This window comes from Nocardia sp. NPDC049935, from assembly GCF_055586645.1.
In genome coordinates this window covers 548,113-569,310 of the sequence record NZ_JBVJHV010000001.1, presented here as the reverse complement: position 1 = coordinate 569,310, position 21,198 = coordinate 548,113, and the positions used below count along the sequence as shown (strand labels likewise).

The window sequence follows — 21,198 nt, the reverse complement described above, 5'->3', positions numbered from 1 at the left end:
GCGCGTACTCACCGCGGCATCCGCCGCCAGATCGCCTGGGGCAGCAGCCTCATCCCGAAGAAGATCGGACGCAGGATTCCCGGAATCCACACCTTCCCGGTCCGGCGCCCCAGTGCGGTGACCACCGCGCCGGCGACCTGGTCCGGCGTACTGGAGAACGGGGCCGGAGTCATCCCCTCGGTCATGGCGCCGATCACGAAACCCGGTCGCGCCAGCAGCAGATGCACGCCGCTGCCGTGCAGGGCGTCGGCGAGACCCGAGGCGAAACCGTCCAGGCCCGCCTTGGCCGATCCGTAGACATAGTTGGCGCGGCGCACCCGGACCCCCGCGACCGAGGAGAACACGACGAGCTGCCCGCTGCCCTGCGCGCGGAGTTCCGCGGCGAGCACGGTCAGGACGCTGACCTGCGCGGTGTAGTCGGTGTGGAGCACCGCCAGCGCGTGGGCCGGATCGGCTTCCGCGCGGGCCTGGTCGCCCAGCACGCCGAAGGCCAGGACGGCGACGCCGATCGGGCCGTAATCGGCGACGATCTTGGCCAGCAGGGGGGGATGGCTCGCGGTATCGTCGGCATCGAACTCCACCGGATGCACCGCGGTGGCCCCGGCGGCCGTCAGCGCCGCGGTCTCGGTGTCCAGATCCTCACACCGCCGGGCGGCCAGCACGACCGATCGCCCCGGCGCCAGCCGCAGCGCGACCTGCAGCCCGATCTCGCTGCGTCCACCCAGCACCAGCACTGTGCCCGGGTCGATCCCTCGTGTACGACGCACAACCATGCGCTCAGTCTGTCATCCGGGTGGACGCACGGACGGCACCGGGAGACGCCGGCGCCCCGCGTGGCGACGACTACGGTCGGTTCATGGCACCACATACAGTCGATCTCTCCCCCGCCGCGGTCGAGTTCCTCACCGAACGCCATCTGGCGATGCTCACCACGCTGCGGGCCGACGGCACCCCGCATCTGGTGCCGGTGGGATTCACCTGGGACCCCGAGGCGGGCCTGGTGCGGGTGATCACCGGCGGCGGTTCGGTGAAGGCGCGTAACGCCCGCCGCGGCGGCTACGCCTCCGTCGGACAGGTCGACGGGCGGCGGTGGCTCACCCTGGAGGGTCCGGCGTCGGTCCGCGACGATCCGGACGAGGTCCGGGATGCCGAACGCCGCTACGCGCTGCGCTACCGGGTGCCGCGCGAGAATCCGGCCCGGGTGGTGGTGGTCATCGAGGTGCGGCGCGTGCTGTGCGGGGTCGCGCTGCGCACCGCCTGAGCCGGGCCGGTCAGACGGGCAGCGCCGTGAGCCCGTGCGGGCGCCGGTTCACCGATTCGCAGCCGTCCTCGGTGACGACCACGATGTCCTCGATCCGGGCGCCCCATTCCCCCGGGAAATAGATTCCGGGTTCGATACTGAAGGCCATTCCGGGCCGTAGTTCCAGCTCGTTGCCGGCGACGATATAGGGCTCCTCGTGCACCGAGAGGCCGATCCCGTGACCGGTCCGGTGCACGAAGGCCGGGCCGAACCCGGCCGCCTCCAGTGGCTGCCGCGCGGCCGCGTCGACGGCGGAGGCCGTGATTCCGGGTCGTACGGCGGCCACCGCGGCCGCCTGCGCGCGATCCAGCTCCCCGATCCGCGCCGCGATCTCCGGCGCGGGTTCGCCGAGCACGTAGGTGCGGGTGGAATCGGAGTAGTAGCCCGGTTCCACCGGCCCGCCGATATCCACGACCACCACATCTCCGGCTTCGATCCGCCGGTCGGACACCTCGTGATGCGGGCTGGCGCCGTTGGGGCCGCTGCCGACGATCACGAACGCCGCCTCGGTATGACCCTCGGCGACGAGCGCGTCCGCGATATCCCGGCCGACCTCGGCCTCGGTGCGTCCGACCCGCAGGAACTCCGCCATCCGGGCATGGACCCGGTCGATGGCCGCGCCCGCGCGCCGCAGCGCCTCGATCTCGGCATCGTCCTTGATCATGCGCAGCTCCCGCAGGACCGGTGTCGCCGAGACCGGCAGTCCGCTGAAACTACGCGCCAGCGGCAGCAGATGCAGGGCCGGCATCGCGTCGGCGACCGCCACCCGCGACCCGATATGCAGCGCCGACTGCACGAGTTCGTACGGATCGACCCCGTCGACCCAGTCCAGGACCCGCAACCCCAGGTCGTCCACGGCCGATTCGGCCAGCCCCGCCACCTCGAGTTTCGGTATGACCACCGACGGGGTGGCCTTGTCCGAGGTGATCACCAGACAGGTCAGCCGTTCGAAGGATTGCGCCGCCGAACCGATGAGATACCGCAGGTCCGGGCCCGGAGTGATGAGCAGTGCGTCCAGATGCGCGGCGTGCAGCAACTGCACCGCCCGCTCCAGCCGTTCCCCGTAGACCTCCGCCGCGAACCGTGACTCCGTGTGCGCGCTCATGGACTCGAACTTACCCCGCGTCCGGGGACGGCACGCGGGATCGTCGGTGGCGCCCGGTAGATTCCGGCAGGTGACTACGACCGAATCCGCCCCGCGTCCGCTACTGCTGCTGGACGGAGCGAGTCTGTGGTTCCGGGCCTTCCACGCCATCCCGGACAAGATCACCGCCCCCGACGGCCGCTCGGTGAACGCGCTGCGCGGTTTCACCGATATGGTCGCCTCGCTCATCACCCGGCACCGCCCCGCCCGGCTGGTGGTCTGCCTGGACCTGGACTGGCGGCCCCGGTTCCGGGTGGAGCTGGTACCCACCTACAAGGCTCATCGGCTCGATACCTCCGCCGGTGCCGAACCGGGCGCCGAAGTCGTCCCCGACCGGCTCACCCCGCAGGTCGAGATGATCCTCGAGGTGCTGGCCGCGGCCGGGATCGCCACCGGCGGCGCCGAAGGGCTGGAAGCCGACGACGTGCTCGGAACCCTCGCCTCCACCGAACGCACCGATCCCGTGGTCGTGGTCAGCGGCGACCGGGATCTGCTGCAGCTGGTGCGCGATACCCCGGCGCCGCCGGTCCGGGTGCTGTACGCCGGCCGCGGCCTGGCGAAGGCCGAATTGTTCGGGCCCGCTGAACTCGCCGCGAAATACGGAGTACCGCCGGAGAACGCCGGACCCGCGTACGCGGATATGGCGACGTTACGTGGCGATTCCTCCGACGGCCTCCCCGGCGCCGCCGGGATCGGCGAGAAGTCCGCGGCCACCCTGATCGGCCGTTTCGGCACGCTCGAGGCGCTGCGCGCCGCGGTCGAGGATCCCGATGCCGAGCTGGCCCAGGGGATGCGCGCCAAGCTCCGTGCCGCGGCCGGCTATCTCGACGCCGCCGCGCCGGTTGTGCGGGTGGTCCGGGACGCGGATGTCATCCTGTCGCGGCCCGATACCCTGCATCCGATCCCCGCCGACGCCGACGCTCTGGCCGAGCTGGCGGCGCGCTACAACGCGGAGAGCCCGATCCAACGGCTGATCACCGCACTCGCGACCTGTTCCTGAGCTCCGGAATCATCCCCGCACAGGCGGAACCCGCCGGGGGCACCTCCCGGCGGGTTCTCGGCAATCGGATCAGCTGGGACGGCCGACCTCGTAGGTCCCGTCCTCCTTGGTGATTTTGATATTGACCGTCTTGGCCTCGCCGCCGACCTTCAGATCGCAGCTGAAGGTCGCGTCCACGGCCACGTCCTGGCCGGACGGGCACTGGACATCCTTGACGTCCTCGATCCCGTAGGACTCCTTGAGCACCTTCGCGACCCCGTCCTGCACCGCGGCCTGATCGAGCTGGTCGGTGCTGGTGAGCAGGAGGATCGCCCCGACCACGGCGCCGACCACCACCACGGCCAGCAGGCCGAGCCCGATGAACAGACCGGTCTTCTTACCGCCGCCGGAGGACTGCGGCTGTCCCGCCCACTGCTGCTGGGGCTGCTGGCCCCACTGCTGCTGCGGCTGCTGACCCCACTGCTGCTGGTTCGGATCGGCCCACTGCTGCTGCGGCTGCTGGTTGGGATCTCCCCACTGCTGCTGCGGCTGCTGACCCCACTGCTGCTGGTTCGGGTCGCCCCACTGCTGCTGTTGCGGCTGTTCGGGTTGCGGCTGCGGCTGGCTCCACTGTTGCTGCTGCGGCGGCTGGGGCTGCTGACCCCACTGCTGCTGGTTCGGGTCACCCCACTGCTGCGTGGGCTGCGCCTGCTGCGGATCACTCACCGGCGGCTGCGAGGGCTGCTGGTTCCCCCACTGCGGCGCCGCACCGGGCGGCTGCTGCCCGCCCCAGACCTGGGTGGGATCGTTACGTCCCTCCCCCGTCCCCGGGGCGTCGTTCGGTCCGTACGGCCCGCTCATCTGGTTGCCTCCACTCGCATCGTCAAACACACGGTAGCCCCCCGCGTGCGGTTGAAATCAAATCACAATCGATGGTCTCACGCTGCGTCCACCGCGACGACACCACGGCGAATCGCCCGCACGGCCTTGGCCGCGGTGGCGGCGACCTCCGTATCGTCTGCGGTGCTGTGGATCTGGTCGAGCAGGTCGATCACCTGGCGGCACCAGCGCACGAAATCGCCCGCGGACAGCGGTGTGCCCTGATCTCCGCTGGCCAGCAAGGAATCCGCGAGCGCGTCGCCGCGCGCCCATTTGTAGATACCGCCCACGAAACCCAGATCCGGTTCGCGGCTCGGCGCCAGCCGGTGTTCGGCCTCGTCGTTGCGCAACCGTGACCACTGCGCGAGAGTGTCGGCCACCGCGCGCCGGATCGGCGCGGTGGGGCCCGTCGCGCCGAGATACCCGCCTTCGGAACGGGATTCGTACACCAGGATCGAGACCACCGCGGCCAGCTCCGCCGGGCCGAGCCCGCGCCACAATCCCTGGCGCAGACATTCGGCGACCAGCAGATCGCTTTCCGCGTAGATCCGCGCCAGGCGCCGGCCGTCCGCGGTGACCTCCCCGTCGTGCACGAAACCGCGCTCCTCGAGCAGCCCGACGATCCGGTCGAAGGTGCGGGCCAGCGAATTCGTGGTCGCGGCGACCTTCTGCCGCATCGCCTCGGTCTCCCGGCCCACCCGGTTGTAGCGCTCCCCCACCCGGGCCAGTTGTTCACGATCGGGCCGGGAATGGGCGGGATGGGCCCGCAGGGTCCGCCGCAGGGTTTCCAGTTCGGCGTCGTCGGAGCCCGCGGCGCGTTTGTCCCGCCGGGGCCGGTGCGGCGCCGTGATTCCGGTACTGCGCAGCGCCGAGGCCAGATCGCGACGGGTCCGGGCGGTGCGGTGGTCGACCCGCCGCGGCAGCCGCATCCGGCCCAGGGGCTGGGCCGGGACCGGGAAATCCGCCACCGAGACCCGCCCCGCCCATTTGTCCTCGGTGAGTACCAGCGGGCGCGGGTCGCCGGGGGTGGCGTCGGGTTCGAGGATCACCGCCAGTCCCGCCCGGCGGCCCGCCCCGATGGCCACCACATCGCCCCGGCGCAACTCGATGAGCGCGGCCACCGACGCGGTACGCCGATCGGTACGGGTCCGCTGGTTGAGCTGGCGTTCGCGCTGTTTGATCCGTTCCCGCAACCGGAAGTACCCGAGGAAATCACCGTCCTCGCCGCCGAGCTGGGCGGCCAGTTTGCGCAGCTGGCCCTCGTTGCGCTCGATCCCGCGAACCAGCCCCACCACCGATCGGTCGGCCTGGAACTGCGCGAACGACCGCTCCAGCAGCAGCCGCGCCTCCTCGGCGCCGAGCCGGTCGATCAGATTGATCGACATGTTGTATCCGGGCTTGAAGGAGCTGCGCAGCGGATAGGTCCGGGTGGAGGCGAGCCCGGCGACCGCGCTGGTGTCGACTTCGGGCTGCCACAGCACCACCGCGTGACCCTCGACGTCGATCCCGCGCCGCCCGGCGCGCCCGGTGAGCTGCGTGTACTCCCCCGGCGTCAGCTCCGCGTGGGTTTCGCCGTTGAACTTGACGAGCCGTTCCAGCACCACGGTGCGCGCCGGCATATTGATCCCCAGAGCCAGCGTCTCGGTGGCGAACACGGCCCGCACCAGGCCCTTGACGAACAATTCCTCCACGGTGTGCCGGAAGGCCGGCAGCATCCCGGCGTGGTGCGCGGCCAGGCCGCGGTAGAGCGCCTCGCGCCATTCCCAGTACCCGAGCACCTCGAGATCGGCGCGCGGCAGTTCACCGGTGTGCTTCTCGATGATCGCGTCGACCACGGCCGGGTCGGTACCGGCATTGAGATCCAGACCCGAACGCAGGCACTGGGCCAGGGCGCCGTCGCAGCCGGCCCGGCTGAAGACGAAGGTGATGGCGGGGAGCAACCCTTCCTCGTCGAGCCGGGCGAGCACCTCCGGACGTGGCATCGGCCGGAAGAAACGCCGCGGACCGCCGCGCCCGCGCGGACCGCCACCCCAGCCCTCCATCCGGTCGTGGGCCTCCCGCTGTTTGATGTAGCGGACCAGATCGGAATCGACGAGCACCCGCTGGTCGGAGGATTCGCTGTCGAACAGATCGAACATGCGCCGTCCGACCATCACGTGCTGCCACAGCGGCACCGGACGGGTCTCGTCCACCACCACCGTCGTATTCCCGCGCACGGTCTCCATCCAGGCGCCGAACTCCTCGGCATTGGATACCGTCGCCGACAGGCTCACCAGCCGCACATCCGGCGACAGATGCAGGATCACCTCTTCCCAGACCGCGCCGCGGAACCGGTCGGCCAGGTAGTGCACCTCGTCCATCACCACATGCGACAGCCCGCGCAGCGCGTCGGAGGACGCATAGATCATGTTCCGCAGTACCTCGGTGGTCATCACCACGACCGGGGCGTCGGCATTGATGGACTGATCGCCGGTGAGCAGACCCACCTGCTCCCGGCCGTAGCGAGCGGTGAGGTCGGCGAACTTCTGATTCGACAGGGCCTTGATGGGCGTGGTGTAGAAGCATTTCCCGCCGGATACCAGCGCCAGATGCACCGCGAACTCCCCGACCACCGTCTTACCCGCGCCGGTCGGAGCGCAGACCAGTACCCCGTGTCCCTCCTCGAGGGCGGTACAGGCATGGCGCTGGAAAGGGTCCAGCTCGAATGTCAGCTGGGAGGCGAACCGGGACAGTTCGGCGGTCAGCGACGCGTGCGATGTCACGAGTCCGAGACTAATCGAGGATTCCGACACCGGTCGCCCGGATTATCCCTCCGGCCGCCCCAGCCGGGCGGTGAACTCAGAGCGTGTCGGAGTAGTCCGACGTCGTGCGCTGGGTATCGCGCGGCGCGGCCACCGGATCGGCGGCGGTGATCGGACCGGCGGGATCCACCGAGGAGGGCGAGTCGATCCGGGAGGCCTGCTCGTCGTCCAGCGACCCCAGCTCCTGCTCGGCGCGCACGGCCCGGCGCCTGTCGTTGAACCGGGCGAACTGCACCGCCACCTCGAACAGCACCGTCAGCGCCAACGCCAGCGCGAGCATCGAGAACGGATCTTGCGGGGTGACGATCGCCGCGAACACGAACAACCCGAAGATGATGCCGCGGCGCCAGGCCTTCAACCGCTCGTAGGGCAGCACGCCGATCAGGTTGAGGCCGATGATCAGCAGCGGCGTCTCGAAACTGACCCCGAAGATGATCAGCAACTGGATGATGAAACTGAAATACTGCGAACCGCTCAACGCGGTGATCTGCACATTGTCGCCGATGCTGAGCAGGAAACTCAGCGCGTGGGCGATCACCCAGTAGGCCAGCACCGCGCCCGCGACGAACAGCACCGATCCCGACACCACGAACCCGACCGCGTACTTGCGCTCCTTCGGGTACAGGCCGGGGGTGATGAACGCCCACACCTGGTACAGCCAGATCGGACAGGCCATGACCACACCGGCGGTGAGACCGACCTTCAACCGGAGCATGAACTGTTCGAACGGCGCGGTGGCGAGCAGGCGGCATTCACCGTCCGGGGAGAGCGTGGCCCGCGCCGAAGCGGGCAGATCGCAATACGGGCCGCGCAGGATCTCGCCCAGGCTCTCGATCCCCAGGAACGAATGCGCGTACCACAGGAAACCCACGAGGGTGGTCACGACAATGGCCGCCAGCGAGATCAGCAGCCGGGTGCGCAGCTCCCGCAGATGCTCGACCAGCGACATCGTGCCATCGGGATTGGTCCGGCGTTTGCTGCGCCGGGGGTCGAACGGAATTCGCATGGTGTGTGGTTGCCCTCGTGTCAGCGTGCCTCGCCGCCCGGTCGGCAGCGCCGGGTGGACAGCCCTCGTCACGGGTCCGGTTCACACCGGACCCCGCGACAGGAGCCTCAGAGCGTTTTCGACTCGCTCCGGGTCTCCGTGGCCGAGGCGCCCGCCTCACGGCCCGACGGCAGTTCCGGTGCGGGTTTCGCGACGGCGCCCTCGGACTTGCCGTCGTTGTGCATCTCGCTCACCTCGCTCTTGAAGATCCGCAGCGACCGGCCGAGACTGCGGGCCGCGTCGGGCATCCGCTTCGCGCCGAAGAACACCACGAACAGCGCCGCGATGATCAGCCAGTGCCAGATGCTCAGACTGCCCATTGTGGTTACCTCCCAAGACTGTGGTGACCTCGATGCTACCCGGAGCAAGAACGTGACCGAACACAACCGCAGGCAAGTGCCCTCACGTCGAACCGCCGGTTAACCACAGGCGATCGTCGCGCGACGTCAGGACACCGGATCCAGGCCGGCCTCGCGGTAGGCGGCCAGCGCGGCGTCGGAGCGTTCCCGGACCGCCGCCACCAACTCCGGTGGGCCCAGAACCGTGACACCCGATCCGAAGCCGAGCACCAGGCGCGCCATCCAGTCCAGGGTGGCGAAGCGCATGGTCGCCTCCAGTCCGCCGTCCGGATGGACCGCCACCCGGTGCATCGGATACTGGTCGAGCACCCAGCCGTAATCGGCCGCCACCAGCAAGCGCGCCAGCGGGATCGAGGGATCCTCCTGGAACAGATCGAGCCCGGCGTCGGTGTCCCGGGCCTCGTGCGGCGGGCGAGCCGGTTCGTCGAGTTCCTCCGCCGATTCGATCCGGTCGAACCGGAACAACCGCACGCCTTCGGCCTCGCGGCACCAGCCCTGCAGATAGCTGTTGTCGTCCACCGCGACGATCCGGATCGGGTCGACCACCCGGGTCGACACCACATCGCGGCTGGCCGAGTAGTACTCCAGCCGCAACGCCCTGCCACCGGCCACCGCGGACCGGACCGTGGTCACCGCGGGCGCCTCGGGCGGGCCGTACCCGTCGCCCGAACCCGACGGCGCGGCCCCCGAGATCGCGGCCTCCAGCTTCGCGATCGCCGCATGCGCCGCGGTCGGATCCACCATTCCCGGCAGATCCACGATCGACCGCAGCGCCACCAGCACCGCCGTCGCCTCGATGGAGGTCAACCGCAGCGGACGTTCGATACCGGCGGTGAACGTCACCTGCACGCTCTCCTCCGAGAACGACAGATCGATCAGATCGCCCGGCCCGTACCCGGGCAGCCCGCACATCCACAGCTGGTTCAGATCCGCCATCAGCTGTTTGGTGGTGACACCCAGATCGGCCGCCGCCTCCGCCGCGCTGATCCCGGGATTCGCCACGAAATACGGGACCATGTTCAGCAGACGCGACAACCGCGCCGACAGCCGCGTACTCACAGCACCACCCCGGTCCGATCGATCACCGACCGCAGCCGGGCCATCACATCCGCGCGCAACTCCGCCGGTTCCAGCACCAGCGCGTCCGCCCCCAGCCCGGTGATCAACCTGGCCAGCCAGTGCTGGGACCGGATCGGCACCTCCACCACACTGCCCGGACGCCCACCCACGACCCTGCTGTCCACCACGTCCCCGAGACGCCGCAGGTCCCGGCCCCGCCCCTGCGCCACCCAGATCGTCGCCGATCCGGTGATCGGCGCGGTCCCCGTCACCCGGGACACGATCTCGCGCAGATCGGTACCCGCCGGCGGCCGCACCACGTTACGCGGACCGTACGCGGTGATCTCCTCACCGATCCGCGACAACCGGAACGTCCGCACCGCGTCCCGATCCCGGTCGTGCCCGACCAGATACCAGCGCCCCCGCAATGTCACCACCCCCCACGGCTCCACATCACGCATCAGGAACGGTGCGTTACTGGCCCCCCGATGTTCGAACCGCACCGCCTGACCGGCATCGATGGCCGCCAGCAGTTTCCCCAGCACCGGTTCCGAACCCCGGGTCCGGGCCGGCACGGCCGGAATCGCGGCGAACGCGGTATCGGTCTCCACATGCACCCCCGCGGCTCGCAATTTCAGCAGCGCCCCCGCCGCCGCCGACGCCAGCTCCGGCGACTCCCACATCTGCAGCGCGACCGCGACCGCGGCCGACTCCTCACTGCTCAGATCGATATCGGGTAGCTCATAGGCGTCCCGATTGATGCGGTACCCCTCGACGGTGGAGAACTGCCCCGACGGCCCCACCTCGAGCGGAATACCCAGATCCCGGAGCTCGTTCTTGTCCCGCTCGAACATCCGGCTGAACGCCTCGTCGCTGGCACAGTCCTCGTAGCCCGCGACGCTCTCCCGGATCCGCTCCGCAGTCAGGAACTGCCGGGTCGACAACAGCGCGATGACCAGATTCATCAGCCGCTCGACCTTGGATATCGCCACCCGAACAGGGTAATGCAGGGTTGGTTGGAGCGGCTCCGCCGCTCGAGGCGGGGCGGTAATTTTGGAGGCGCTCCGCGCCTCGAGGGCGGGGCCCTATTAACCCCGGTTCTTCACTCCCGGCGGTCGGTCGCTGCGCTCCCTCCCTCTGGTCGCTCCAGAACCGGGGCGGGCCCCGCCCAGCGGAGGCGACCGTCGGGGAAATGCGAGATCGCGGCTCGAAAGCCCTTTCCAGCCATTGCGCTGGTCGAACGCGCCGTCGATGTCACGGGGCCGGCGGACACCGTTCCTGCGAGCGACCGGAGCGCTCCGCTCGGAGCGAGCGTCCGACCCCGGTCAACAAATTCGCCCTAACCCCGACCGGTCCGGCCCATCCACAGATCGAGCACCGCCTCACTCCAAAACCTCACGAGCCGAAAAAATGGTTCGGCCCGCGTCTGCTGTCAGCCCTCGAAGCGCATGCGGCGAAGCCGCGAGTCTCGAGGGCTGACAGCAGACGCTCAGGAGGGCCGAACCTCGAGCAGCGGAGCTGCTCCAGAATTACAGGATTACATGCTCGCGATCAGGCGGTCTACTCGTTCGTCTACCGAGCGGAACGGGTCTTTGCACAGGACCGTCCGCTGGGCTTGATCGTTCAACTTCAGATGCACCCAGTCCACCGTGAAGTCCCGTCCGGCGGCCTGCGCGGCGGTGATGAAATCACCGCGCAGTTTGGCGCGGGTGGTCTGCGGCGGGGTGTCGACGGCGGCGTCGACCGCGTCGTCCTCCGTGATCCGCTTGGCCAGGCCCTTGCGCTGAAGCAGATCGAACACACCGCGACCGCGTTTGATGTCGTGGTAGGCCAGATCCAGCTGCGCGATCTTGGGGTCGGCCAATTCCATCCCGTACCGGTCCTGGTAACGCTGGAACAGCTTGCGCTTGATCACCCAGTCGATCTCGGTGTCGACCTTGGCGAAATCCTGGGATTCCACCGCGTCCAGGGTCCGGCCCCACAGGTCCACCACCTGGTCCACCTGCGGATCGCGTTCGCGGTTGCGCAGGTGTTCGACGGCGCGGGCGTAGTACTCGCGCTGGATGTCGAGGGCGCTGGCCTGCCGGCCGCCGGCCAGCCGAACCGGGCGCCGCCCGGTGAGATCGTGGCTCACTTCGCGGATCGCGCGGATGGGGTTGTCCAGGGCGAAATCGCGGAACGAGACACCGGCCTCGATCATCTCCAGCACCAGGGCGGCGGTGCCGACCTTGAGCATGGTGGTGGTCTCGGCCATATTCGAATCGCCCACGATCACATGCAGGCGCCGGTACTTCTCGGCGTCGGCGTGCGGTTCGTCGCGGGTGTTGATGATCGGCCGGGAGCGGGTGGTCGCCGAGGAGACGCCCTCCCAGATGTGCTCGGCCCGCTGCGAGAGGCAGAACGTGGCCGCCTTCGGCGTCTGCAGCACCTTGCCCGCCCCGCAGATCAGCTGCCGGGTGACCAGGAAGGGAAGCAGTACGTCGGAGATCCGGGAGAATTCGCCGGCCCGCACGACCAGGAAGTTCTCGTGGCAGCCGTAGGAGTTGCCCGCCGAATCGGTGTTGTTCTTGAACAGGTAGATGTCCCCGCCGATACCCTCCTCCGCGAGGCGCTGCTCGGCGTCGATGAGCAGTTCCTCCAGTACTCGCTCCCCGGCCCGGTCGTGGGTGACCAGTTGGACCAGGCTGTCGCATTCGGCGGTGGCGTACTCCGGATGCGAACCGACGTCGAGGTAGAGCCGGGCGCCGTTTCGCAGGAACACGTTGGAGCTGCGCCCCCACGACACCACCCGGCGGAACAGATACCGGGCCACCTCGTCGGGACTGAGCCGGCGGTGTCCGTGAAAGGTGCACGTCACACCGAATTCGGTCTCGATCCCCATAATTCGTCGCTGCACACTATCGAGGTTACAGCGCTGGATGATCCCTGCGGGTCGGTGCGGAAAACCCGATGTATACGGCTTGGCAACGATTAGGCCGTCGATCGTTCGCCGAATGGGCACCCGAACCCGAGAATCCGCAGCGTCGGGGCCTGTTTCCGGTCCCGGAACGCCCGCCGGTACACCGAGCGCACCGCCCCGGCCGATCCGCCTTATTCGCGGACGTCCGGGCACGGAAACGGGCCGAGCACCGCCGTAGCGGTGCTCGGCCCGGGTTCGGTGCCCGGCGGCGGGACTGCCCGCGGATGCCGGTCAGTCCGGTTTTCCGCCCTTGTCCGCGGCGTCGTCTCCGGCGCCGGCGGTGGTACCGAGCAGCTGCTCGAGGGCGGCCCGGCCGATCCGCCGGAACGCCCTCCGCGGCCGCGCCTGCTCCAGGGTCGCGACCTCGAGCGATCCCACGCCCAGGGTCCGCTTGTCCTTGTCGGAGCCCTCACTGGCCTGCAGGGCCGCCACGGCGACCCCGATCGCCGAGGCGAGGTCCAGACCCGCCCGGTAGGTGTCCTTGAGCGCGGCGACGATGGGCTCGGTGGTCCCGCCCATCACCACGTACTCGCGCTCGTCGACGATCGAGCCGTCGAAGGTGATCCGGTAGAGCACCGATTCGGGCTCCTGGTCCGGATAACTCACCTCGGCGACGCAGATCTCCACCTCGTAGGGCTTGAGCTGATCGGTGAAGATCGAGCCCAGCGTCTGCGCGTAGGCATTGGCCAGGGCGCGCCCGGTGACGTCGCGACGGTCGTACTGGTACCCGCGCAGATCGGCCTGCAGGATGCCGCCCCGGCGCAGGCTCTCGAACTCGTTGTACTTACCGACGGCGGCGAAACCGGTCCGGTCGTAGAGTTCGCTGACCTTGTGCAGGGTGGCCGAGGGATTCTCCGCGACGAACACCACGCCCTGGTCGTAGGCGAGCACCACGACACTGCGGCCCCGGGCGATCCCCTTGCGCGCGAGCTCGGTCTTGTCGCGCATGATCTGCTCGGCGGACGCATACAGCGGCAGGGTCATGCCCGTGCGCTCCCTTCCTCGGCGGCCTCACGGTCCGCGGCGATACCGCGCGCGATCTCCTCGAGCCGGGATTCGGCCACTTCCACGGCGCCGTCGGCATCGATGGTGATCGCGGTCGGGTAGATCCCGCGCAGCAGGTCCGGACCGCCGGTGGCGGTATCGTCGTCGGACGCGTCCACCAGGGCCTCGACCGCGATCCGCAGGGCGCGATCGGTATCGATCCCCTTGGCGTACAGCTTCTTCAGCGAGGTCCGGGCGAACATCGAACCGGACCCGACCGCGGTGAACCCGAATCGTTCCTCGCTGCGCCCGCCCACCACGTCGTAGGAGACGATGCGTCCGGCGCGGTCCGGATCGGTGGCCTGCTCGTCGTAGCCGACGAGCAGGGGCACCACGGCCAGGCCCTGCATGGCGGCCGGGAGATTGTCGCGCACCATCTTCGACAGCTTGTTGGCCTTGCCGTCGAAGGTCAGCGAGACGCCCTCGATCTTCTCGTAGTGTTCGAGCTCCACCGCGAACAGGCGCACCAGCTCGATGGCCATGCCCACGGTCCCGGCGATACCGGTCGCCGAGTAGGTATCGGTGATATGGACCTTCTCCACATCGCGTCCGGCCAGCAGGTTGCCCTGGGTCGAGCGCCGGTCACCGGCGATCAGCACACCGCCGCGATAGGACACCGCGACCACGGTGGTCCCGTGCGGTGCGATATCCCCCGCGGCACCGCCGCCGGGAATCCCGGCGGCGGTGGACTGTTTCAGCGCATCGAATCTGTTGCTGGGCAGTAGATCCGGTGCCTGCTGACGCAGGTGTTCGGAAAAGGACGACAGGGCGTACCCCAACTGGAGACGCAAGGGGTCACCTGCGGTCACTGGCCACCTTTCTGCACGTAGGCGCGAACAAAGTCTTCGGCGTTCTCTTCGAGCACATCGTCGATCTCGTCGAGCAGGTCGTCGGTGTCCTCCGCCAGCTTCTCGCGCCGCTCCTGACCCGCGGCGTCTACGCCGTCGACGCCTTCGTCATCGTCGCCGCCCCCGGCGCGTTTGGTCTGCTCTTGTGCCATCGCAGCCGACCTCCTCTGTTTCCACCGACCGGACGCTGGTGCGTACCGGACGAATCGTGAGCAGCTCTCTGTGCTCGTTCCTCAACACTACCCAGCCGGGACGACACGTAGTCGTATAACGTCGCACCCCGGCGGCGGGCCGGGGTGCGACGCCGTTCAGGTGGTGAGCTTTCGCACCAGGTCAGCGGCGGTATCGACATCGTCGAGCAGGGTGCCGACGTGGGCTTTGGTCCCGCGCCGGGGCTCCAGTGTCGGGATCCGCACCAGGGAATCGCCGCCCAGATCGAAGATCACCGAGTCCCAGCTCGCGGCGGCGATATCGGCGCCGAACCGGCGCAGGCATTCACCCCGGAAATAGGCGCGGGTATCGGTGGGCGGCTGGGTCATGGCGTCGAGCACCTGCTGCTCGCTCACCAGACGCTTCATCGAGCCACGGGCCACCAGCCGGTTGTAGAGGCCCTTGTCGAGCCGGACATCGGAGTACTGCAGATCCATCAGATGCAGTTTGGGCGCGGCCCAGCCCAGGCCCTCGCGGCTGCGCATACCCTCGAGCAACCGGAGTTTGGCCGGCCAGTCCAGCAGATCCGCGCATTCCATCGGATCGCGTTCCAGCCGGTCCAGGATCATCTCCCAGTTGTCCAGCAGATCGCGCACCCGCGGATCGTCGTTGCCCTGCACCTCGACGAACTTCGCGACCCGCTCGTGGTAGAGCCGCTGGATCTCGAGTCCGGACAGTTCGCGGCCGTCGGTCAGCGGCACCTTCACGCGCAGCGTCGGATCGTGGCTGATGGTGTGGACCGCGGTGACCGGGCGGGCGAGCTGCAGATCGGAGAGATCGGCGCCGGATTCGATGAGGTCCAGCACCAGCGCGGTGGTGCCGACCTTCAGATACGTCGACATCTCCGCCAGGTTGGCGTCGCCGATGATCACGTGCAGCCGGCGGTATTTGTCGGCGTCGGCATGCGGTTCGTCACGCGTGTTGATGATGCCGCGCTTCAGAGTGGTCTCCAGGCCGACCTCGACCTCGATGTAATCCGAGCGCTGCGACAGCTGGAAGCCCGCGTTGTCCCCGGACTGGCCGATACCGACCCGGCCCGCACCGCAGATCACCTGGCGGGATACGAAGAACGGCGTGAGTCCGAGAATGACCGCGTTGAACGGGGTTTCGCGGCTCATCAGATAGTTCTCGTGGGTGCCGTAGGAGGCGCCCTTGCCGTCGACATTGTTCTTGTACAACTGCATCCGCGCCGCGCCGGGCACGCTGGAGGCGTGCCGGGCGGCCGCCTCCATGACCCGCTCCCCGGCCTTGTCCCAGATGACCGCGTCCATCGGGTCGGTGACCTCGGGAGCGGAGTATTCGGGGTGGGCGTGGTCGACGTAGAGGCGGGCGCCGTTGGTCAGGATCATATTCGCCGCCCCGACCTCGTCGGCGTCGATGACCGGCGCGGGACCGTTCATCCGGCTCAGATCGAATCCGCGGGCATCGCGCAGCGGCGATTCCACCTCGTAGTCCCACCGGGTGCGCTTCGCGCGCGGCACCCCCTCGGCGGCGGCGTAGGCCAGAACCGCCTGCGTGGAGGTGAGGATCGGGTTGGCCGACGGGTCGGCGGGCGTGGATATCCCGTATTCGACCTCGATACCGATGATGCGCTGCATGGGTTCGAGAGTAGGCGACGGATCGCGAATCATCCGCTGAGTGGTACTTCCGGAGGATGCCGTGGCGGGTCCGCGGCCACATCCTCGGAGCATGACGCGCACGACTGCCGATCCCGCCGTTTCCGGCGATATCCCGCCCCGGCCGACCCGGCTGGTGGCCCTGGATGTGCTGCGTGGCCTCGCGATCCTGGGCACGCTCGGCACCAACATCTGGATACTCACCGATCCACGGGGAATCGTCGGCTATCTCGATCGGCTCTCCACCGCGCCCACGGACGCGTGGATGTGGACCGAGAAGGTCCTCCAGCAGCTGGCGCAGGGAAAGTTCCTCGGACTGCTCACCGTGATGTTCGGTATCGGGCTGGCCATCCAGCAGGCCTCGGCCCGGCGCGGCGGCCGGCCCTGGCCGGGCGGGTATCCGTGGCGGGCCGCGCTGCTGTTCCTCGACGGACTCCTCAATTTCCTGCTGATCGCCGAATTCGACGTGCTGATGGGATACGCGGTCACCGGGCTGATCGTGGCGTTCCTGCTCACCCTCGGCCCACGCGCGCAGGGGCGATGGCTGCTCGCGATGCTGGGCGTCCACCTCGCGCTGATCGGGCTCATCGCGGTCGCGCTGCTCGCCGCGGGCGGCGGACCGTCCGAACCCACCACGCTGTCGCCGAACCCGTACGCCGACGGTTCGTTCTGGGATCTGGTGCTGTTCCGGGCGGAGAACGCCCTGGCGTTCCGGGCCGAGGCGTTGTTCATCCTGCCGATGTCGATCGCACTGTTCCTGATCGGGGCCCGGCTGTTCCACGCGGGCGTGTTCCGCGCCGAGAGCGCCCGCCTGCGACGGCGGCTCATGCTCGCCGGATTCGGGGTCGCGGCGCCGGTGGACCTGCTGGCCGGAGTGCTCGGCGGCGGCGATCTGGTACTGATCACCCGCTATCTGGTGGCCCCGTTCGTCTCACTGGCCATCCTGGCGCTGGTGGCCGAGTTCTACCTGCGCCGCAACACCCTCGGGTTCACCGGCCGCCGGCTCACCGAGATCGGCCGGACCGCGCTCAGCTGCTACATCCTGCAGAACCTGGTGGCCTCGATACTGTGTTACGGCTGGGGATTCGGCCTGGCCGCGCGCTTCGCGCCCGGCGCCCGGGTGCCGTTCACGGTCGGGGTCTATCTGGTGGTGGCGGTGGTGATCGGTGCGCTGGCGCATCTGTGGTTGCGCCGGTTCGAGCGGGGACCGGTGGAATGGCTCTGGCATACGAGCTACCGGCGTCTCACCGGGGCGGCCTGAACTCGCGAAGCCGCCGGACCACTCCGGCGGCTTCGCGCCCGGCCGGTATGACTCCGGACACCTCCGTGCCACCCCTGGTCGCCCAGTGACCGACACACCAGCGAGCTGCCCCGGCACCGGCCCGGCGAACTGCCACGATGGAACCCGGCCGGGCCCGGTGTGCGCACCCCGGGCCCGCGACCCGCGGCATCGAGGGAGGACAGATGGAGTCGAACGACACCGGCGACGAACCGGCTACCGCTACCGGGACCACCGGCGGCGGCGCGACGGTCGCGGCGAGCCGGCACGGGATCCGGATCTGGGCCGGGCCGCTGGCGGTGGTCACTCTGCTGATGTCGCTGCTGGCCACCATGTACCTCGGCTATGTGGTCAATCCCGAGAAGAACCTGCACGATTTCCCGATCGCGCTGGTGAATCAGGACGACGGCGATATCCGTGACGGCGCCCCGATCAATGTCGGCGACCAGATCACCGAGGGCCTGACCCGGGAGGTGCCCGCGGACAAGGTCGATCTCCGGGTCACCGGTATCGCGGAGGCGCAGCGCCTGCTGAGCAACGGCGAGGTCTACGGGGCGATCGTGCTGCCCAGCGATCTGTCCAAACGGCTGTCGATTCTCGGCGCGGGCGCGGTGGTGCCCGGCGATATCCAGCAACCCACCATCACCGTGTGGACCAATCCCCGCACCGGCACCTACGCCACCCAGATCGTCGCGCTGGTGTCCCGGCAGGCACTGGATGAGGTGAACAGCACCGTGGGCCGCCAGCTCACGGATACGGTGAACGCCGCGCTGACCCCGCCCCCGGGTGGCACCGCCACCGAAGTGTCCGGCGCGTCACGTCTGGTACTGGCCGAACCGATTCAGGTGATCACCGACCAGTACCGGCCGCTGCCCGCCGGTACCGGCAGCGGGCTGTCGGCGTTCTTCGTCACCCTGCTGGTCGTGCTGGCCGGGTTCACGGGGGCGATGATCGTGCACACCATGATCGATTCGGCGCTGGGTTTCGTACCGACCGAATACGGCCCGTGGTTCGTCCACCGGCCCACCGCACCGCATTCCCGTTTACGCACCCTGCTCCTGAAATGGGGGGTGATCACGGTGGCGGCGCCCATAGTCTCCGGCGTCTTCCTGGGAATCGGCACGCTCCTGGATATGCCGTTCGACCACGGCCTGGCCTTCTTCCTCTTCAGCACGCTGGCGATCATCGCCGTCGGCGTCACCGCGCTGTCGGTGCTGGCGGTGTTCGGATCGGCGGGCATGCTGATCAACCTGATCCTGTTCATCGTGCTCGGCCTGCCCTCGGCCGGGGCGACCATCCCGCTCGAGGCGACGCCGAAACCCATGGCCTGGCTGGCCACTTTCGAGCCGATGCACCAGATCTATCTCGGGATCCGGGCGATCCTCTACTTCGACGCCCACGGCAACCCCGGGCTCGCCCGCGGGGTCGGCATGTGCCTGTTCGGCCTGGCCGTGGGCCTGGTCCTGGGTGCGGCGATGACCTACCTCTACGACCGCAAGGGCCTGGAACGCCGCAACCGCTGAGCCGCCGGGGCGCACAGAGCAAGAACGGTCGGGCACACCGGGCCACCGGTCGGCCAGACTCGACAGGTGACCAACCGCCGCGACCGCCTCCGGGAACTGCTGGACGCCGTGCTCGACGAGGACAACACGACCCTCGGGCAGATGGCGGCGGGCGCCTACGCCTCCCCCTTCCATTTCTCCCGCCAGTTCAGCCGCGGCACCGGTGAATCACCAGTCGGGCTGCGGCGGCGGGTGCTGCTGGAACGCGCCTGCTGGCAACTCGGCGGCGGCGCGTCGGTGACCGAGGCGGCGTTCGCCGCCGGATACGACAGCGTGGAGGGGTTCGGCCGGGCGTTCACCCGGGCGTTCGGCCATCCACCGAGCGCCACCCCGCCACGGAACGGCCGGGCGCCCCGGTGGTTGTCGTCGGCGAACGGAATCCATTTCCATCCGCCCCTCTCGCTGTGGGTGGAGGGCGAACCGAAAGGACGGTCCGATATGGACCCGACGGCACTGCTGCTGCATCACGACCTCGACGACACCCGGCGGCTGCTGGACGCGGCGGCCGGGCTACCCGCGCGGCGGTACCGGCAGATCCGGTCGGCCGGCGCCATCGTGCTGCCCTGGGACGGGCCGGAGGAGTCCATCGCCGCGGCGCTGCATCATCTGATCCGGAGCAAGGAGTGCTGGCTCGCGGCGATCGAGGGCGCCGATCTCCCGGCACCCGGCGGCGACGATCCGGCCGCGCTCACCGCCCGGCTCACGGAGGTGGGACCGCGCTGGCTCGATACGGTGCGCGAGATCGACCGCCGGGGTGGCTGGGGTGACACCCTGATCGACGCGCTGTGCGATCCGCCGGAGAGCTTCGTCCTGGGCAGCGTGATCGCGCACGTCCTCGAGTTCGCCGCGTGCCGCCGCCGGCAGATCCGGCACTGGTTGCACAGCGAGGTCTCCGCGGAGAGCACCGGCTGGGGCGATCCGATCATGTGGTTGCGCGAGCGGGCCTGAGGCCGGTTCACCCCGAGGACACCGACGCCGTCCAGGAGGCGAACGCCCGCGGGTTGCGTGTCTGCAGCAATACCCGGCCGGGGCCGGTGAAATCGAATACCAGGCCCTCCCCCGATTTCAGCGATTGCAGCGAGCGGCCGGAGACCGCGCGCCGGATGGTGAACTGCATGGCCAGGTCGTAGGCCACCACATGTCCGGTATCGATGGTCACCGGTTCGCCGGGTGCCAGCTCGATGACATCGATCGCGCCGAACACCCCGATCACCACCTCGCCCTGCCCGTGGGCCCGCAGCCCGAATCCGCCCTCGCCGCCGAAGAGGTTGGCGAAACCGCCCCACTGGCTTTCGACCTGCACTCCGGCGGAATTGGCGATCCAGCCGCCGCGGCTGATGAAATGCGGCCGGTCGGCGGTGATCGGCAGCGCGAGCATATCGCCGGGGAGGGAGGGCGCGACGTCCACCCAGCCACCGTGCGCGGGCGCGGTGAAGGTGGAGACGAAAAACGACTCGCCGGCCAGAACCGACCGTTTGAGCCCGGCCAGGATGCCGCCCTCGGCCTTGGCCTCGAGACTCACCCCGGCCGAATGCGCCAGCATGGCACCGGTTTCCACGCGAACCGGTTCGCCGCCGGCCAGGACACACCGCGCCACCGTCGACGACGGGTTGTGCCGCAGTTCAACTTTCATGGTCCGACACTACCGCCGCGCGGGCATCCGCAGAATCCCACGGGCGCTGCCCACTCCGGCCGGAACCGTTACCCGCCGGCAATTATCTCGCGGTCAGCCCAGCGAACGCAGAGCATCCTCGTCGCGCGCGACGAGCGCGCCCCCGCCGGCGGTGAACACGATCGGACGCTGGATGAGCCGCGGATTCCGGGCCAGCGCGTCGATCCAGCGGTCCCGGTCCGCCGCGGTCCGGCCCCAGCTCGACAGCCCCAGTTCCTTGGCGGCATCCTCGCCGGTGCGGGTGATCTCCCAGGGTTCGGCACCGAGCCGGTCCAGCGCCGCGCGCAGTTCGGCGGCGGTGGGCGGATCGTCCAGGTAACGGCGCACCGTATGGGCGATGCCGAGGTCGTCCAGACGGGCCAGGGCCGCCCGGCTCTTGGTGCAGCGCGGGTTGTGCCAGATCTCGGTTTCCGGAGAACTCATATCCGGCAGCGTAGCGGCC

At 69.2% G+C, this 21,198-nt stretch carries 20 protein-coding genes; 5 read left to right on the top strand and 15 right to left on the bottom strand.

Annotated features, from left to right (window positions below; translation table 11 throughout):
- Window positions 1-8: 8 nt before the first annotated feature.
- Window positions 9-773, bottom strand: coding sequence for an SDR family NAD(P)-dependent oxidoreductase (locus ACZ6SF_RS02700; RefSeq protein WP_466060137.1), 765 nt, complete (start codon window positions 771-773; stop codon window positions 9-11).
- Window positions 774-856: 83 nt separating this feature from the next.
- On the opposite strand from ACZ6SF_RS02700, the gene ACZ6SF_RS02695 reads away from it, so the two are divergent.
- Window positions 857-1,261: a PPOX class F420-dependent oxidoreductase gene (locus ACZ6SF_RS02695; protein ID WP_466060135.1), complete on the top strand. Its 405-nt coding sequence runs from the start codon at window positions 857-859 to the stop codon at window positions 1,259-1,261.
- A gap of 10 nt (window positions 1,262-1,271) precedes the next feature.
- Here the strand turns inward: ACZ6SF_RS02695 and ACZ6SF_RS02690 are convergent, their stop codons facing one another.
- Window positions 1,272-2,405 (bottom strand): M24 family metallopeptidase, encoded by a 1,134-nt coding sequence (locus ACZ6SF_RS02690; protein WP_466060133.1) that lies wholly within the window; start codon window positions 2,403-2,405, stop codon window positions 1,272-1,274.
- 70 nt (window positions 2,406-2,475) lie between these two features.
- On the opposite strand from ACZ6SF_RS02690, the gene ACZ6SF_RS02685 reads away from it, so the two are divergent.
- A complete protein-coding gene (locus ACZ6SF_RS02685; RefSeq protein ID WP_466060131.1) occupies window positions 2,476-3,444 on the top strand; it encodes a 5'-3' exonuclease in 969 nt (322 codons plus the stop codon).
- 69 nt (window positions 3,445-3,513) lie between these two features.
- Here ACZ6SF_RS02685 and ACZ6SF_RS02680 read toward each other — a convergent pair whose 3' ends face one another.
- The 11 genes from ACZ6SF_RS02680 to dop all read right to left on the bottom strand — a co-directional run bounded on the left by ACZ6SF_RS02680 (window position 3,514) and on the right by dop (window position 16,225).
- The gene (locus ACZ6SF_RS02680) at window positions 3,514-4,284 is read right to left on the bottom strand and encodes a DUF4333 domain-containing protein (protein WP_466060129.1); all 771 of its coding nucleotides are present in this window, start codon (window positions 4,282-4,284) and stop codon (window positions 3,514-3,516) included.
- 77 nt (window positions 4,285-4,361) lie between these two features.
- Window positions 4,362-7,064 (bottom strand): DEAD/DEAH box helicase, encoded by a 2,703-nt coding sequence (locus ACZ6SF_RS02675; RefSeq protein WP_466060127.1) that lies wholly within the window; start codon window positions 7,062-7,064, stop codon window positions 4,362-4,364.
- Between the two features lie 76 nt (window positions 7,065-7,140).
- Window positions 7,141-8,109 (bottom strand): twin-arginine translocase subunit TatC, encoded by a 969-nt coding sequence (tatC, locus tag ACZ6SF_RS02670; protein ID WP_466060125.1) that lies wholly within the window; start codon window positions 8,107-8,109, stop codon window positions 7,141-7,143.
- A 107-nt stretch (window positions 8,110-8,216) separates the two neighbouring features.
- Window positions 8,217-8,468 carry a Sec-independent protein translocase subunit TatA gene (gene tatA / locus ACZ6SF_RS02665; RefSeq protein ID WP_466060123.1) on the bottom strand — a complete coding sequence of 84 codons (252 nt, stop codon included), beginning with the start codon at window positions 8,466-8,468 and terminating at the stop codon, window positions 8,217-8,219.
- Window positions 8,469-8,594: 126 nt separating this feature from the next.
- Complete coding sequence (locus ACZ6SF_RS02660; protein WP_466060121.1) at window positions 8,595-9,566, bottom strand: helix-turn-helix transcriptional regulator; 972 nt, start codon at window positions 9,564-9,566, stop codon at window positions 8,595-8,597.
- Window positions 9,563-10,558, bottom strand: coding sequence for a helix-turn-helix transcriptional regulator (locus ACZ6SF_RS02655; protein ID WP_466060119.1), 996 nt, complete (start codon window positions 10,556-10,558; stop codon window positions 9,563-9,565). Before ACZ6SF_RS02655 ends, ACZ6SF_RS02660 begins: the two co-directional genes overlap by 4 nt.
- A gap of 545 nt (window positions 10,559-11,103) precedes the next feature.
- The gene (pafA, locus tag ACZ6SF_RS02650; protein WP_357430260.1) at window positions 11,104-12,462 is read right to left on the bottom strand and encodes a Pup--protein ligase; all 1,359 of its coding nucleotides are present in this window, start codon (window positions 12,460-12,462) and stop codon (window positions 11,104-11,106) included.
- Between the two features lie 294 nt (window positions 12,463-12,756).
- Window positions 12,757-13,509 carry a proteasome subunit alpha gene (gene prcA, locus ACZ6SF_RS02645; RefSeq protein ID WP_466060117.1) on the bottom strand — a complete coding sequence of 251 codons (753 nt, stop codon included), beginning with the start codon at window positions 13,507-13,509 and terminating at the stop codon, window positions 12,757-12,759.
- Window positions 13,506-14,378, bottom strand: a complete 873-nt coding sequence (prcB, locus tag ACZ6SF_RS02640; RefSeq protein WP_466060115.1) for a proteasome subunit beta — start codon at window positions 14,376-14,378, stop codon at window positions 13,506-13,508. Before prcB ends, prcA begins: the two co-directional genes overlap by 4 nt.
- Complete coding sequence (locus ACZ6SF_RS02635; RefSeq protein ID WP_030521323.1) at window positions 14,375-14,569, bottom strand: ubiquitin-like protein Pup; 195 nt, start codon at window positions 14,567-14,569, stop codon at window positions 14,375-14,377. Before ACZ6SF_RS02635 ends, prcB begins: the two co-directional genes overlap by 4 nt.
- 156 nt (window positions 14,570-14,725) lie before the next feature.
- The gene (gene dop, locus ACZ6SF_RS02630; protein ID WP_466060113.1) at window positions 14,726-16,225 is read right to left on the bottom strand and encodes a depupylase/deamidase Dop; all 1,500 of its coding nucleotides are present in this window, start codon (window positions 16,223-16,225) and stop codon (window positions 14,726-14,728) included.
- A gap of 91 nt (window positions 16,226-16,316) precedes the next feature.
- Between dop and ACZ6SF_RS02625 the strand changes: the two genes are divergently transcribed.
- The 3 genes from ACZ6SF_RS02625 (at window position 16,317) to ACZ6SF_RS02615 (ending at window position 20,032) form a co-directional block, all read left to right on the top strand.
- A complete protein-coding gene (locus ACZ6SF_RS02625; RefSeq protein WP_466060111.1) occupies window positions 16,317-17,504 on the top strand; it encodes a DUF418 domain-containing protein in 1,188 nt (395 codons plus the stop codon).
- 203 nt (window positions 17,505-17,707) lie between these two features.
- A complete protein-coding gene (locus tag ACZ6SF_RS02620; RefSeq protein ID WP_466060109.1) occupies window positions 17,708-19,045 on the top strand; it encodes a YhgE/Pip domain-containing protein in 1,338 nt (445 codons plus the stop codon).
- A gap of 66 nt (window positions 19,046-19,111) precedes the next feature.
- Window positions 19,112-20,032 (top strand): helix-turn-helix domain-containing protein, encoded by a 921-nt coding sequence (locus ACZ6SF_RS02615; RefSeq protein WP_466060107.1) that lies wholly within the window; start codon window positions 19,112-19,114, stop codon window positions 20,030-20,032.
- A 7-nt stretch (window positions 20,033-20,039) separates the two neighbouring features.
- Here ACZ6SF_RS02615 and ACZ6SF_RS02610 read toward each other — a convergent pair whose 3' ends face one another.
- Together ACZ6SF_RS02610 and ACZ6SF_RS02605 are read right to left on the bottom strand one after the other, a co-directional pair.
- On the bottom strand, window positions 20,040-20,717 hold the full coding sequence (locus tag ACZ6SF_RS02610) for a TIGR00266 family protein (RefSeq protein WP_466060106.1): 678 nt from the start codon (window positions 20,715-20,717) through the stop codon (window positions 20,040-20,042).
- A gap of 93 nt (window positions 20,718-20,810) precedes the next feature.
- A complete protein-coding gene (locus tag ACZ6SF_RS02605) occupies window positions 20,811-21,179 on the bottom strand; it encodes an arsenate reductase family protein (RefSeq protein ID WP_466060104.1) in 369 nt (122 codons plus the stop codon).
- Between the last annotated feature and the right edge of the window lie 19 nt (window positions 21,180-21,198).

Bases quoted from the DNA above. Each gene is read 5' to 3' on its own strand.
- ACZ6SF_RS02620 (WP_466060109.1), top strand. From the start codon at position 17,708: ATGGAGTCGAACGACACCGGCGACGAACCGGCTACCGCTACCGGGACC.
- tatA (WP_466060123.1), bottom strand. From the start codon at position 8,468: ATGGGCAGTCTGAGCATCTGGCACTGGCTGATCATCGCGGCGCTGTTC.
- ACZ6SF_RS02635 (WP_030521323.1), bottom strand. From the start codon at position 14,569: ATGGCACAAGAGCAGACCAAACGCGCCGGGGGCGGCGACGATGACGAA.
- ACZ6SF_RS02680 (WP_466060129.1), bottom strand. From the start codon at position 4,284: ATGAGCGGGCCGTACGGACCGAACGACGCCCCGGGGACGGGGGAGGGA.
- ACZ6SF_RS02695 (WP_466060135.1), top strand. From the start codon at position 857: ATGGCACCACATACAGTCGATCTCTCCCCCGCCGCGGTCGAGTTCCTC.
- ACZ6SF_RS02700 (WP_466060137.1), bottom strand. From the start codon at position 773: ATGGTTGTGCGTCGTACACGAGGGATCGACCCGGGCACAGTGCTGGTG.
- tatC (WP_466060125.1), bottom strand. From the start codon at position 8,109: ATGCGAATTCCGTTCGACCCCCGGCGCAGCAAACGCCGGACCAATCCC.
- ACZ6SF_RS02690 (WP_466060133.1), bottom strand. From the start codon at position 2,405: ATGAGCGCGCACACGGAGTCACGGTTCGCGGCGGAGGTCTACGGGGAA.
- ACZ6SF_RS02610 (WP_466060106.1), bottom strand. From the start codon at position 20,717: ATGAAAGTTGAACTGCGGCACAACCCGTCGTCGACGGTGGCGCGGTGT.
- ACZ6SF_RS02625 (WP_466060111.1), top strand. From the start codon at position 16,317: ATGACGCGCACGACTGCCGATCCCGCCGTTTCCGGCGATATCCCGCCC.
- prcA (WP_466060117.1), bottom strand. From the start codon at position 13,509: ATGACCCTGCCGCTGTATGCGTCCGCCGAGCAGATCATGCGCGACAAG.
- dop (WP_466060113.1), bottom strand. From the start codon at position 16,225: ATGCAGCGCATCATCGGTATCGAGGTCGAATACGGGATATCCACGCCC.
- ACZ6SF_RS02605 (WP_466060104.1), bottom strand. From the start codon at position 21,179: ATGAGTTCTCCGGAAACCGAGATCTGGCACAACCCGCGCTGCACCAAG.